General features: G+C 62.0%; 13 protein-coding genes. 1 reads left to right on the forward strand and 12 read right to left on the reverse strand.

Translation table 11 applies throughout. From position 1 onward, the window contains the following. Window positions 1-53: 53 nt before the first annotated feature. Together NRG23_RS09925 and NRG23_RS09930 are read right to left on the reverse strand one after the other, a co-directional pair. Entirely contained in the window at window positions 54-2,198 is a 2,145-nt protein-coding gene (locus NRG23_RS09925; protein WP_257374580.1) for a 3-hydroxyacyl-CoA dehydrogenase NAD-binding domain-containing protein, read from the reverse strand. Window positions 2,199-2,223: 25 nt separating this feature from the next. Further along, entirely contained in the window at window positions 2,224-3,429 is a 1,206-nt protein-coding gene (locus NRG23_RS09930; protein ID WP_009047872.1) for an acetyl-CoA C-acetyltransferase, read from the reverse strand. A 686-nt stretch (window positions 3,430-4,115) separates the two neighbouring features. Between NRG23_RS09930 and NRG23_RS09935 the strand changes: the two genes are divergently transcribed. Continuing rightward, the gene (locus NRG23_RS09935; protein WP_257374581.1) at window positions 4,116-4,928 is read left to right on the forward strand and encodes a cytochrome c; all 813 of its coding nucleotides are present in this window, start codon (window positions 4,116-4,118) and stop codon (window positions 4,926-4,928) included. A 490-nt stretch (window positions 4,929-5,418) separates the two neighbouring features. Here NRG23_RS09935 and NRG23_RS09940 read toward each other — a convergent pair whose 3' ends face one another. From NRG23_RS09940 to NRG23_RS09985, 10 genes are all read right to left on the reverse strand, one after another. Further along, window positions 5,419-5,760: a ribonuclease E inhibitor RraB gene (locus NRG23_RS09940; protein ID WP_009042886.1), complete on the reverse strand. Its 342-nt coding sequence runs from the start codon at window positions 5,758-5,760 to the stop codon at window positions 5,419-5,421. Between the two features lie 222 nt (window positions 5,761-5,982). Further along, on the reverse strand, window positions 5,983-6,240 hold the full coding sequence (locus tag NRG23_RS09945; protein ID WP_028681983.1) for a hypothetical protein: 258 nt from the start codon (window positions 6,238-6,240) through the stop codon (window positions 5,983-5,985). A gap of 117 nt (window positions 6,241-6,357) precedes the next feature. Beyond that, a complete protein-coding gene (locus NRG23_RS09950; RefSeq protein ID WP_009047868.1) occupies window positions 6,358-6,966 on the reverse strand; it encodes an START domain-containing protein in 609 nt (202 codons plus the stop codon). Window positions 6,967-7,009: 43 nt separating this feature from the next. Then, window positions 7,010-7,264 carry a YkgJ family cysteine cluster protein gene (locus NRG23_RS09955; protein WP_257374582.1) on the reverse strand — a complete coding sequence of 85 codons (255 nt, stop codon included), beginning with the start codon at window positions 7,262-7,264 and terminating at the stop codon, window positions 7,010-7,012. A gap of 168 nt (window positions 7,265-7,432) precedes the next feature. After that, complete coding sequence (locus NRG23_RS09960) at window positions 7,433-7,945, reverse strand: translation initiation factor 2 (RefSeq protein WP_257374583.1); 513 nt, start codon at window positions 7,943-7,945, stop codon at window positions 7,433-7,435. 79 nt (window positions 7,946-8,024) lie between these two features. Then, window positions 8,025-9,464 carry a PLP-dependent aminotransferase family protein gene (locus NRG23_RS09965; protein ID WP_009047866.1) on the reverse strand — a complete coding sequence of 480 codons (1,440 nt, stop codon included), beginning with the start codon at window positions 9,462-9,464 and terminating at the stop codon, window positions 8,025-8,027. A gap of 201 nt (window positions 9,465-9,665) precedes the next feature. Continuing rightward, window positions 9,666-10,478 (reverse strand): OmpA family protein, encoded by an 813-nt coding sequence (locus NRG23_RS09970; protein WP_009047865.1) that lies wholly within the window; start codon window positions 10,476-10,478, stop codon window positions 9,666-9,668. Then, complete coding sequence (locus NRG23_RS09975) at window positions 10,475-10,831, reverse strand: DUF4398 domain-containing protein (protein WP_009042881.1); 357 nt, start codon at window positions 10,829-10,831, stop codon at window positions 10,475-10,477. Before NRG23_RS09975 ends, NRG23_RS09970 begins: the two co-directional genes overlap by 4 nt. A gap of 9 nt (window positions 10,832-10,840) precedes the next feature. Continuing rightward, window positions 10,841-11,665: an ABC transporter substrate-binding protein gene (locus NRG23_RS09980; protein WP_016702139.1), complete on the reverse strand. Its 825-nt coding sequence runs from the start codon at window positions 11,663-11,665 to the stop codon at window positions 10,841-10,843. An 81-nt stretch (window positions 11,666-11,746) separates the two neighbouring features. Beyond that, on the reverse strand, window positions 11,747-12,676 hold the full coding sequence (locus NRG23_RS09985) for an electron transfer flavoprotein subunit alpha/FixB family protein (RefSeq protein ID WP_009042879.1): 930 nt from the start codon (window positions 12,674-12,676) through the stop codon (window positions 11,747-11,749). Between the last annotated feature and the right edge of the window lie 2 nt (window positions 12,677-12,678).

Here is a 12,678-nt window from a genome sequence, read left to right on the forward strand (position 1 = left end):
GAAACACCCGACCAAGGCAAGCCCCGCGATGCATCACTTTAATCCCTTCAGCCTCAGAACAACTGGCCCTTGGCGGCCTTCTCCAACAGTAGCGCCGGCGGCGCGAAACGCTCGCCATATTGCTCGGCCAGGTACTGGGCACGGGCGATAAAGTCCTTCAGGCCGTACTGGTTGATGAACTGCAAGGCCCCGCCGGTCCAGGCCGCGAAGCCGATACCGAAGATCGAGCCGATATTGGCATCGGCCGTCGAGCGCAATACGCCCTCCTCCACACAACGCACGGTTTCGATGGCCTGCACGAACAACAACCGATCGCGCACGTCCTGCGGTGAAATCTGCCCATCGGCTTTCTCGAAGCGGGTTTTCAGCTGCGGCCACAAGTGCTTCTGCCCCCCGGCCGGATAGTCGTAGAAACCGCCGCCCGCCGCCTTGCCTGGACGCTTGTATTCATTGAGCAGCAGGTCGATCACGGCAAAGGCCGGATGCTCCGGCAGTGGCTTGCCTTCGGCCTGCAGGTCCTTGGCGGTCTGTTGGCGGATATGGCTCAGCAGGCTCAGGGAAACCTCGTCGCAGATCGCCAGCGGACCGATCGGCATCCCCGCCTTGCGCGCCTCGGTCTCGATCATCGGCGCGGCCACGCCCTCGCCGAGCATGGCGATGCCTTCGTTGGTGAAAGTGCCAAACACCCGCGAAGTGAAAAAGCCGCGGCTGTCGTTGACCACGATCGGGGTCTTCTTGATCTGCTGGACGAAGTCGAAACCGCGCGCCAGGGTTTCATCGCTGGTCTGCTCGCCCCTGATGATTTCCACCAGGGGCATTTTTTCCACCGGGCTGAAGAAATGCAGGCCAATGAACTTGCCTTGATCCGGTACCGCCTTGGCCAGGCCGCTGATGGGCAGGGTCGAGGTGTTGGATGCGATCACCGCCTGCGCCCCCACCACTTGCTGCGCTGCCGCCGAGACCCTGGCCTTGAGCTCGCGATCCTCAAACACGGCCTCGATGATCAGGTCGCAACCGGCCAGGTCGGCGTCCTGCTCGGTGGTGCGGATTCGCGCCAGCGTGGCGTCACGCTGCGCGGCGCTCAAATGGCCACGGGCGACCTTCTTCTCCAGCAGCGCCGCCGAATGGGCCTTGCCCTTCTCGGCCGCCGCCAGGTTGATGTCCTTGAGCACCACCTCGATACCGGCCACAGCGCTGACATAAGCGATCCCGGCGCCCATCATTCCGGCACCGAGCACCCCGACCTTTTTGGTCACATAGGGCGCAAAACCTTGGGGACGGGAGCCACCGGCATTGATCTCGTTGAGCTGGAACCAGAAGGTGCCGATCATGTTTTTCGCCACCTGGCCGGTGGTCAGCTCGGTGAAATAGCGGGCTTCGATCAACTGCGCGGTATCGAAATCGACCTGGGCACCCTCCACTGCCGCACAGAGAATCTTCTCCGGCGCCGGCAGGCAGCCCTGGGTCTTGCTGCGCAGGATCGACGGCGCGATGGCCAGCATCTGCGCGACTTTCGGGTGCGACGGCGTGCCCCCGGGGATCTGGTAGCCGGCCACGTCCCAGCGCTGCTTGGCCGCCGGGTTGGCGACAATCCACGCCCTGGCCTTGGCCAGAAGATCGTCGCGGTCGCTGGCCAGTTGATCGATCAGGCCGGCTTGCAGCGCCTGTTGCGGCCGCACCTTCTTGCCTTCCAGCAGATACGGCAGGGCTTTTTCCAGCCCCAGCAAACGCACCATGCGCACCACCCCGCCACCGCCCGGCAGCAGGCCGAGGGTCACTTCCGGCAGGCCGATCTGCAGCGACGGATCGTCCAGCGCCACCCGGTGATGGCAGGCCAGGCAGATCTCCCAGCCGCCGCCCAGGGCCGCGCCGTTGATCGCCGCTACCACGGGTTTGCCCAGGGTCTCCAGGGCCCGCAGCTGGCCCTTGAGGGTCAGCACCATGTCATAGAAGGCCTGGGCTTCGGCCTTGCCGACCTTGATCAGTTCATTGAGGTCGCCGCCGGCGAAGAAGGTCTTTTTCGCCGAAGTGACGATCACCCCGGCAATCGATTCCTGCTCGGCTTGCAGGCGGGCCACGCAGGCGGCCATGGCCTCGCGGTACACCGCGTTCATGGTGTTGGCGCTCTGGCCCGGCATGTCGATGGTCAGAACGACGATCTGGTCCTGGCCCTTGTCGTAACGGATGGCTTCGGTCATGAAAGTGTTTCCTTGAAGTCAGGGCTCAGAGGCGTTCGATGATGGTGGCGATACCCATGCCGCCACCGACGCAGAGGGTCGCCAGGCCGTAACGCTGGCGCCGTGCTTCCAGCTCGTCGAGCAGGGTGCCGAGAATCGCGCAGCCGGTGGCGCCCAGCGGGTGGCCCATGGCGATGGAGCCGCCATTGACGTTGACCTTGCCAGGGTCGATGGCCATGTCCTTGATGAACTTCAGCACCACCGAGGCGAACGCCTCGTTGACCTCGAATAGGTCGATGTCCTCGACCCGCAGCCCGGCCTTGGCCAGTGCCTTGCGCGTGGCCGGCGCCGGCCCGGTGAGCATGATGGTCGGATCGGTGCTGGTGACCGCCGTGGCGACGATCCGCGCCCGCGGCTTGAGGCCCAGCGCCTGGCCCTTGGCTTCGGAGCCGATCAGCATCAGCGCCGCACCGTCGACTATCCCTGAGCTGTTGCCCGGGGTGTGCACGTGGTGGATGCGCTCGACATGGCTGTAGACCCGCAAGGCGGTGGCGTCGAAGCCCATCTGGCCGATCATCTCGAAGCTGGGCTTGAGCTTGCCCAGGCCCTCGAGGGTGGAATCGGCGCGAATGAATTCATCGTGATCCAGCAGGACGATGCCATTCTGGTCTTGCACCGGCACCAGGGACTTGCTGAAAGCTCCTGCCGCCCTGGCCCGCGCGGCCTTTTGCTGGGATTGCAGGGCAAAGCTGTCGACATCCTCGCGGCTGAAGCCTTCCAGGGTGGCGATCAGGTCCGCGCCTATGCCTTGCGGGGTGAAATGGCTGTGCATGTTGGTTTGCGGGTCGAGCACCCAGGCGCCGCCGTCGCTGCCCATGGGCACCCGTGACATCGACTCGACGCCGCCGACCACCACCAGGTCCTCGAAGCCGGAGCGCACTTTCATCGCCCCCAGGTTCACCGCCTCGAGGCCCGAGGCGCAAAAGCGGTTGATCTGCACCCCGGCCACGCTGACGTCCCAGTCGGCGACCAGCGCCGCGGTCTTGGCGATGTCGGCCCCCTGGTCGCCGATCGGCGTCACACAGCCGAGCACGATGTCGTCGACCTGGCTGGTGTCGAGTTCGCTACGCCGCTGCAGGGCATCGAGCAGCCCGGCCAGCAGGTTCACCGGCTTGACGCTGTGCAAGGCGCCGTCGGCCTTGCCTTTGCCACGGGGGGTGCGTAATGCATCGAATATCAAAGCCTGGGTCATGACGTCCTCGAACCGCTGTGCAGATGAATGATGACAGGGCTCCCACTCTTGGCCCCGAGGGCCCCGGATTCAATGACCGATGCGCTCACTGACCTTGACGGTCACGCTCAGACGAACGGTAGTGAGCTAATGGATTCCGCCCGCCGCATAACGGAACTGTCTAGACAAAGGGCGGGCAAGAAGATGGCAATAGGCCTCATGCGTTTTTTAAAGCATCCGCCTATTAGCTGATATGAAATGGATCTAAGCCAAGGGTTACAAGGACCCTAAGGTAGGACTGTAGGCAGTGAATCGTTGCAGCCGGGTCTTGCCGGTGCACGCGCAAGAAAAGGGACACATCGCCTGACCATAGTGAAGCGGCAGGCATGCAGTTGATGTTCAGGAATAACAACAAAAGGCATTCAGCCATGTTCAAGCATTCGAAAGTCCGTCAAGCGGGGCTCATTCTGTTCGCAACCACCTTGCTTCTGATCTTGCCGAACCTCACCAAAGTGATCGGCTAGAGGCGTGGCCATACCGTCACGCAATCGAATCTTTGTACTCCGGTTCGCTACCGGGGCCGGCACTTGTGTGCCACTCTTTCTGACGCTGCGGCTACGCTGAATCAGGGCGTTGTCGCGCTTATCAGAAAACTGGAGACAGGCCCTACGCGGAGCTCTCCACCCCAGCGACGGAACAGCGATCAATTGAAATCTCTTATCCTCCTGTGCAGCGCCCTGCTGCTCACCACGCCCGTGCATGCCGCGCAGCTGACCCTGGAACTGGGGGCCGGCAGCCGCACCTGGCAGACCGATGAACTGCTCAAGCACCCTTTGGCCCGGACCGTCACCGTCAAGGATGACGTGTCGTACAAACGCGACATGAGTTACCGCGCGGTGCCGATCTCGGCCCTGCTCACCGGCATCAAGGCCGATGACCATCTGCAGGCCGTCGCCCTGGACGGTTTCGCCGCCGAACTGCCCGCCGCGCCCCTGCTCACCCAGGACGGCGCCCAGGCTTGGCTGGCCATCGAAGACCCGGCCAAGCCCTGGCCGCCCCTGGCTGAAGGCAAGCACAGCGCCGGGCCTTTCTACCTGGTGTGGACCAACCCGCAGGCTGGTCATATCAGCCCCGAGCAATGGCCGTTCGAAGTGGCGAGCATCAAGCGCCTGGCGCCGGTGGCGGAACGTTTCCCGGCCCTGCGCCCGGACCCCAAGCTGGCGGCCGGCGACCCGGTGAACCAGGGCTTCGCCCTGTTCCAGAAGAACTGCCTGGCCTGCCATCGCCTCAACGGCGCCGGCGACTCGCAGTTCGGCCCGGACCTGAATATCCCCTACAGCCCCACCGAGTATTTCGGCGCGGACTTCCTCAAGCGTTACATCCGTGACCCGCAGAGCCTGCGCCGCTGGCCGCAGGCGAAGATGCCGGCCTTCGCAAGCAGCGTATTGCCGGATGCCGAGCTGGAGTTGCTGGTGGGGTATCTGAAGCATATGGCGGGGCGTAAACAGGCGGCGCAATAAAGCTGGCTCGGGGAGGTGTCCTTCGGGACGTCATCGCGGGCAAGCCTCGCTCCTACAGTCGAGTGAACTCCTCGGCGGCCGCTCTATTGCAACGTAATGCAATGGCTATCGACGACATAGCCAGACTTGATTTCACCGCCTGGGCAAAACTGCGCAGAATTCGCTGCAACAACGCAGATGACTTCAGCGCCGCCAAGGCGCGCAGTCGACGCCCCACCTTCATGGCGCCCATGGCAGCCGGCCCTGGAATGTCCCGACCGGTTTCCTCTCCTACCGGTCTTCCCTTTTGGCCACCCTCAGCGGGTGGCCTTTTTTTGCCCGCGCGTTTTGTAGGAGCGAGGCTTGCCCGCGATAAGGCCGATGCGGTTTTGCCGAAAGACCGCGTCCCCTTATCGCGGGCAAGCTGCGCTCCTACAGATCCCGGAGGCAGAAACGAAATCGGCCGACCCGAAGGTCAGCCGATGCTGAGTCTTGACGCTATTCATATGCACTAAACGAGTCGCCCTCGAACCTCCTGCTTCACGCCCCAACCCTCGATGATCCCGCCCAGGGGCGCGACCACCGCTTCAAAGTCCTGCTCGAAATCGCCGATGCCGCCGTAGGTGGCGTACATCACCTTGCTCAGCTCCAGGTACCAGGCGCCGTCATCGCGCACGCTGACCTGGGCATTCAAGGATTCACCGCGGAACTGCCCTGCCGCCCTGCGTGCCCGCTCCTCGTCCGGGAAAATGGCGTAGAACTCGATGGGATGGAATCGTGAAAAGTCGAAACCGCCTTCTTTCATGCGGCGCAGCACGCTGCTGCTGATGTCTTCTTGATAGGCTGTGCTCATGAAACGTCCTCCTCAAACCGATGGATAGACTTTCCGTACTCCCTTGCCTGTCACCGCACGGTGCAGGCTTGCGGCGAGAAGATCGCCGCCAGGAAACAAGCATGTAGCTGACAAGACCAGACCTTAGCGATTCATTCGCTGATCTCGAATGCAGAGTAGCGCCAAGACGCAGGCGCTGCCAAGGTCTGGGTTCAAGCTCGGTAGGGCTTTGCGCATTAAAGATTAAATTGGAGCAATGCTGAGGATTTGAATGCTGTTCTGATCTTTCAGGCTCTTGAGCGTAGGGTCATCGGTACGCCCCTCCAGATCGTTGAGGTCAAGCTCGGCCGGAACCGGTAGGAGCTTTGCGCGAATCAATTGTGCCGCCTCCTCCATACTGGGCTGCTGCTCACAGTCGAATTGCTCCACTGACTGGACACCATGATCGTCAACGAAAGTGACTTGCCACTTTTGCATCAGTGCCTCCTTGATGAAGCCCATGGATGGACTCACAAGATGTCGACCCTGAAGAGCCAGTAATCGTTCAAACCAGGGGCCCGGCGGCGCCATTAAAAAAGGCCGCCCTGGGGCAGCCTTTTTTTTTGCAACGATCGACGCTTACGGCTTCTCGGCGCGCGCCTTGAGTGCCTTGAGGGTGTTGAACGGCGCATCCACGACAAACTTGTTGGCCAGCCAGGACGGCACGCTACCGCCCGGCTCGGTGTGCACCTGGTAGGTCACTTCGACCTGGTCCGCGCCCTTGGGCACGAATTTCCAGAAACCTTCGACCTGGGCGACACGCACGAAACCTTTCTCGTCGGGAACATAGGTCGGTACGCCTTCGAGCTTGCGGGTCAGGCTGCCGTCGGCTGCTTCGCTGGTGGTGACGTGCAGCACCGAATCACGCGGGGTAACCGGCCACGGGGTATTGAACTGGGTGTAGGTCCAGCTCTGCTCACCTTCGTGCTTGAGCAGTTTCTGCGACTTGCATTCGTGAATCCAGGCACAGGCGCCTGTCACGTCGTCCTGCAGCGCGCGCAGCTTGGCCACGCTGGTTTTCATGGTGGTGACGCCCCGGTAGGCCTTGTATTTGGAACCGGCCACTTCACTCAAGGAGACCTTGATGCCGTCTTCATCCTTGGCCGTTTGCCAATCTTCGGCGTGGGCGGTGGCCGAGAGCAGAACGGTCAACCCACAGAGCACAGCAATTCGATGCAGCGAACCCATTGTCTTATTCCTTATTGTTGAAGTTCCGTTCATTGAAAACACTTCACGCCGCCGTCACTTGCTCCCACCAGCCCAACAAGCGGATAGCCTCTTCCCGGCTGCCGCCGCAGACTTCGACATCGGCCTGGAACGCACCACAGACGGCGGGCCGTTCGGCTTGGCCGAACAAACCGCACAGCAGTTCGACAGAAAGATGGATGCAACGTTCTCCGGCCGGTTTGCCATTGGGCATTCCAGGAATCGGGGTACTGATGGAAGGGGCAATGCAACAGGCGCCACAGCCTTCACGGCAGTTCATGACGACAAGCTCCTCGCGACGGGCAAAGTATTGAAATGACGCGGACTAGAGTAACCGCTAAAACAGCCGTTTGAAATTGGCCATCCGCTGGTTTTTGCTCTCGGGCTCGCGTGACTGACCAGTCTCCGACAAAGCGTCAGGGCCGCGGGTCACAGTCAGGATGAGGGTTTACTGCTTGAACTCGAAATCCAGCGCCGCGCCTTCCACATCACGCCGCTCGTCATTGCGCAGCTGCAACTGCATTTCGTTGCTCAGCAGGCGGCCGTTGAGCTGGAACGGACTGTCGTCCTTGGGTTTCTCGCCGAACATCGGCGGCAACAACGGAGTGCGTTTGGGTTGGTTGACCGAACCGATCGGCTGCAATTGCTTGACCATCTCCGGCGGCAGGCTCAGATCCACATTGGCTGATGGCAAACGCGTCTTCACGATTTCGCTGGCAGGCTTGGACTTGGAGGCAATCGGCGCACGCCTTTTCTGGGCCTTGGCCTTGGGGTTGGCCTTGCTGGTCGCGGTCGCCTTCTTTACCGGTGCGGTTTTCTTGGCTGCTGCGGTTTTCTGCGACTTATTCGCGGTGGCGCTTGTCGCGACCTTTTCCTGGGCTGGAGCCGCCAGGACGCTGGCCGTGCCAAAAGCACTCAAGACACTGACCAAGACCCAGGCAACAGGAAAAATCGCTTTCATAGAGAGACAACAGGATTGGCGGCGAAGAGCCATATGCTCGCCTGTTGACCGCGCGAAAACAAGCGCGGTAACCGATCCTTCAAAAACCGCCCGCAGCCTCCTGGCACAGCTGGCTGGCCAACATGCCCAGGGTCATCAGCGCCCGCTCGGCCTCGCGATTCCACGGGGTGCCGCAGTTGAGGCGAATGCAGTGGTTGAACTGCTCGGTATTACTGAAGATCAGCCCCGGCGCGATACTGATGCCCTGCTGCAATGCCCGGACATGCAATTCCTGGGTATTGACCCGCCCCGGCAGGCTGACCCAGAGAATGAAACCGCCGTTCGGACGGGTAATCTGCGTACCCTCTGGAAAGTACTGCTGCACCGCCAGCTGAAACGCGCTGAGGTTCTTGCGGTACTCCTGACGGATAAAACGTAGATGCCGGTCGTAACCGCCGTTCTCCAGGTAGGCCGCGACCCCCATCTGGGTGACGCTGCAGGCCGAATGAGTGCTGAAGGTCTGCAAGCGCTGGATTTCCTGCTGGTACTTGCCGGCAATCATCCAGCCGATGCGCACGCCGGGTGACAGGGTCTTGGAAAAGCTCGAGCAATAGATCACCCGATCCAGCCGGTCATAGGCTTTCAGCGCCTTGGTACGACCGACCTCGAACATCAGTTCGCCGTAGATATCGTCCTCGACCACCTGGATATCGAAATCCGAGGCCAGGCGCAGCAATTGCTTCTGTCGCTCTTCCGGCATGGTGCCGCCCAGTGGATTGCTCAGGCGCGTGGTCAGCACCAGGGCCTTGATCGACCATTGGTTGGCCGCCAGTTGCAGCGCCTCCAGGCTCATGCCGGTGGAAGGGTCGCTGGGAATCTCGATGACCTTGAGCCCGAGCAGGTCGGCCAGTTGCAGCAGGCCGTAGTAAGTCGGCGACTCCGCGGCGATCAGGTCGCCCGGGCGGGTCAGCACGCGCAACGACATCTGCAGGGCATCCACGCAGCCGTGGGTGATCACCACTTCGGACGGATCGACCACCACGCCGGCGTCGCGCATGCGAATCGCCACCTGTCGGCGCAACGGCTCGAAACCGGGGCTGAACATGTAGCTGAAGGCGCGCGGGCTGTGGAAACGGGTGACCTTGGCCAGTTGCTGGTGCAGCGCCCGCACCGGCAGGTAATCGACGCTGGGCACCGCAGCGCCCAGCGGAAACACGCCTTCACGGCGCGACTCCACCAACACCTGATGAATGATGCTGCTGCGCGTCACCAGGCCCGGCCGTTCGACCCGGGCGATGTCCGGGGTCGGCGCGGTCAGCGCCGGGGTCTGGTGCACGTAATAACCCGACTGCGGACGGGCGCGGATCAGCCCCTGGTCCTCGAGATTGGCGTAGGCCTGGAGCACCGTGGCATGGCTGACGTTGAGCTGGGAACTCATCTTGCGTACCGAGGGTACGCGCTCCCCGGGCTGGTACACACCACGACGGATATCTTCAGCCAGCTGCTGAGCGATACGTTGATAAAGCAAGAGATTGGTCATGACGCTGCACTCGATTTCACCGGCATTTTATTCTTGTGGATGACGATACCGGAACAGTTCATAAGTGTACTGGGACAGTTGCCACAATAGTCGACCGTACAGGGCAGTGTCAGCAAAAACTGTACTGTTTTGTGTGCCAATCGTCAGGCACAAAAAAACCCGGCTCCACAGGGAAACCGGGTTGTTTTGACCATCCGCGTCTTAGCGCGCGGCGCCCAGCTGGCCTTTCTCGTCGGAGAAGACGATTTCCACCCGACGGTTCTGCGCTCGCCCACGTTCGGAGGCATTGGCCTCGACCGGGTACTCATCACCATAACCTTCGACCTGGACCCGTTTCTCCTCGACCCCCAGGTCCACCAGGATATCGGCCACGGCCTGCGCCCGGTCGCGGGACAGTTTCAGATTGCTCTGCTTGTCGCCGGTGTTGTCCGTGTAACCCTCAATCCGCACCACGCGCTTGGGGTTCAGCTGGAGAAACTGCACGACCTTGAGCACAGTGCGGTTGGCCGAGCTTTTCAGCTCCGCCTCGCCGGTGTCGAACAGCACATCACCCAGGGTCATCACCAGCCCGCGATCGGTCTGGGTGGTGGCCAGGTTGATGATCTGCTCTTCCAGCCACTTGCCCTGTTGCTGCACGCTCAGCAGCTTGGCCTCGCGCAGCGCCAGTTGCAGGCGCTGGCGTTCGAGTTCGAGCTTGGCCGCCTGCTCCTGGTTCAGCGCCTGGTTGGTGTGCTCGCGGGCGATTTCGCTGTAGCGCTGGCTGAGGTAGGCGTAGTGCACCACATCCGAACCGCTGCCCCAGTAGCTGGACAGGCGATCGGCCCGGGCCAGGGACTCACCGGCACGGATCACATCCTTGGGCGCGATGCGCAGCACGTTGGAGTCTTCCTTGACCTTCTGGAAGTCTTCGCTGGCCTGTTCCAGCGCTGCTTCGCTGCGTTGCCCGGCGCAGCCGTAGAGGCCGGTGCAGGCGATCAGCAGCACGCCACCCAATACTCGAGTCAGACGAATCATTGGGCATCTCCCAACTGCTTGCGCAGGCGAGTGATGCGGGTCTGGACCAGGTTCAGCTGTTCCTGGCTTTTCAGGGTCAGGACGCGCGCCTCGGCCAGGCGCGCATCCAGTTCCGCCTGCTCGGCACGCATGCGCGCGTGCTTGAACGACTCTTCCTGCATGTTGCGTTGGGCGCGGGCGAACTTGTCCTCGGCCAGTTTCATTTCCGGCACATCCTCTGCCGTGGCCCCCACGGCCTTGGCCTGGGCCAGGGTTTGTTCGGTCAGGCGCATTTGTTCATTCGGCGCCGGATCGGCTGCGCAACCCGCCAGAGCCAGGACGGCCAGGGCAGCGAAAAGAGGTCGAATACTCACTAGAAATCCCTACTGTTTGGGGGTACTGACAGGTTGCTGCAACTGTGCCTTCCAACGCTCGAGATTGCGCTGCAGCACGGCTTCCGTCAGACCGGACGCGGGCAATTCTGTCATCTTTTTCGCCAACTGTCCGCGCAACCATGGGTCATTGCAGGCTGAGTTGTGTGAGACAGCCAGGAACAGGCCGGGTTTGTCGGCGGGCTGCTCAAAAGCCAGCAGATCGTTGGCCATGCCCAGCGACTGGGCCAGGGCCATGCCGGCGTAGCGTCCGGCCAGTACGTACTCCACCTCCCCCAGCAGCAGTTTCTGGAACGCCTGGGTCAGGTTCGGCATACGGGTCAGGCTCAATTGATCCTTGGCGAAGGCCTCGAAGGGCGGCGTCAGGCGCGCCCTTTCCGACACTGCGCCGGTATGCCCATGCAGGTCCGACGGCTGGCTGTAGCTCAGCGTAGAGCCCTTGCGGGTCCAGACCAGGAAGTCGTTCTCCAGCAACGGCGGATGAATGTAGTCCAGCGCTTCCAGCTCATTCACCGTCAGCGGGGCGTCGGCCAGCATGTCCATGCGTCCGCTGCGCACTTCATCCAGGGCGGCGGAGCGTTTGCCGGCATACAACAGTTCGACCTTGATTCCCAGCTCCTGCGCAACGTGCTGCAGCAGTTCGGCGCTGGCGCCAATCAGGTGGCTGGGGTCCTGCGGGTCGCGCCACAGATAAGGCGGGGCATCCGGACTGCCGGTCACCACCAGGCGCTCGCATTTGCCGGCGGCCATCAACGACAACGGCATCAATGTCAGGCCCAGCAGCACTGACAGACCACCCAGGCGGCGCAGATCCATGGCGAAATTCTCCCACTCACATCCCAGACAATAAAAAAGCCCGGCCAAAAGACCGGGCTCTTTATAAGTGAAGCCGCTGGATTAGACCAGCTTCTCCAGCTCAGGTACGGCTTCGAACAAGTCCGCTACCAGGCCGTAGTCGGCCACCTGGAAGATCGGCGCTTCTTCGTCCTTGTTGATCGCAACGATCACCTTGGAGTCTTTCATGCCGGCCAGGTGCTGGATCGCACCGGAGATACCGACGGCGATGTACAGCTGTGGCGCAACGATCTTGCCGGTCTGGCCGACCTGCATGTCGTTGGGTACGAAACCTGCGTCGACCGCGGCGCGCGAAGCACCCACGGCGGCGCCCAGCTTGTCGGCCAGGGCGTACAGGTGCTTGAAGTTGTCGCCGTTCTGCATGCCGCGGCCGCCGGAAATGACGATCTTGGCAGCGGTCAGTTCAGGACGGTCGGACTTGGCCAGCTCTTCGCCGACGAAGCTCGATTTGCCTGCATCGTGAGCGGCAGCAACCGCTTCGACAGCGGCCGAACCACCTTCGGCGGCAACCGGGTCGAAACCGGTGGCACGCACGGTGATGACCTTCACGGCAGCGTTCGATTGCACGGTGGCGATGGCGTTACCGGCATAGATCGGACGCTTGAAGGTGTCGGCGCTTTCTACCGAGATGATCTCGGAGATCTGGTCGACGTCCAGTTGCGCGGCAACCCGCGGCAGGATGTTTTTGCCGTTGGAAGTGGCGGCGGCCAGGATGTGGCTGTAGCCCTTGCCCAGCTCTGCTACCAGAGGGGCAACGTTTTCCGGCAGCTGGTGCGCGTAGGCGGCGTTGTCAGCGGACAGGACTTTGCTCACGCCAGCGATTTTCGCAGCGGCTTCAGCCACGGCGCCAGCGCCCTGGCCGGCAACCAGAACGTGGATGTCGCCGCCAATTTTGGCAGCGGCGGCAACGGTGTTCAGGGTGGCCGGGGCCAGCACCTTGTTGTCGTGTTCAGCGATTACCAAGATAGTCATGA

The sequence above is a fragment of the Pseudomonas sp. T8 genome, from assembly GCF_024610635.1.
Classification (GTDB): domain Bacteria; phylum Pseudomonadota; class Gammaproteobacteria; order Pseudomonadales; family Pseudomonadaceae; genus Aquipseudomonas; species Aquipseudomonas chlororaphis_I.

What these genes read in the sequence shown, in the direction of transcription:
- NRG23_RS09925 (WP_257374580.1), bottom strand. Translation starts at nt 2,198, where the DNA reads ATGACCGAAGCCATCCGTTACGACAAGGGCCAGGACCAGATCGTCGTT.
- NRG23_RS09930 (WP_009047872.1), bottom strand. Translation starts at nt 3,429, where the DNA reads ATGACCCAGGCTTTGATATTCGATGCATTACGCACCCCCCGTGGCAAA.
- NRG23_RS09940 (WP_009042886.1), bottom strand. Translation starts at nt 5,760, where the DNA reads ATGAGCACAGCCTATCAAGAAGACATCAGCAGCAGCGTGCTGCGCCGC.
- NRG23_RS09945 (WP_028681983.1), bottom strand. Translation starts at nt 6,240, where the DNA reads ATGGGCTTCATCAAGGAGGCACTGATGCAAAAGTGGCAAGTCACTTTC.
- NRG23_RS09950 (WP_009047868.1), bottom strand. Translation starts at nt 6,966, where the DNA reads ATGGGTTCGCTGCATCGAATTGCTGTGCTCTGTGGGTTGACCGTTCTG.
- NRG23_RS09955 (WP_257374582.1), bottom strand. Translation starts at nt 7,264, where the DNA reads ATGAACTGCCGTGAAGGCTGTGGCGCCTGTTGCATTGCCCCTTCCATC.
- NRG23_RS09960 (WP_257374583.1), bottom strand. Translation starts at nt 7,945, where the DNA reads ATGAAAGCGATTTTTCCTGTTGCCTGGGTCTTGGTCAGTGTCTTGAGT.
- NRG23_RS09965 (WP_009047866.1), bottom strand. Translation starts at nt 9,464, where the DNA reads ATGACCAATCTCTTGCTTTATCAACGTATCGCTCAGCAGCTGGCTGAA.
- NRG23_RS09970 (WP_009047865.1), bottom strand. Translation starts at nt 10,478, where the DNA reads ATGATTCGTCTGACTCGAGTATTGGGTGGCGTGCTGCTGATCGCCTGC.
- NRG23_RS09980 (WP_016702139.1), bottom strand. Translation starts at nt 11,665, where the DNA reads ATGGATCTGCGCCGCCTGGGTGGTCTGTCAGTGCTGCTGGGCCTGACA.
- NRG23_RS09985 (WP_009042879.1), bottom strand. Translation starts at nt 12,676, where the DNA reads ATGACTATCTTGGTAATCGCTGAACACGACAACAAGGTGCTGGCCCCG.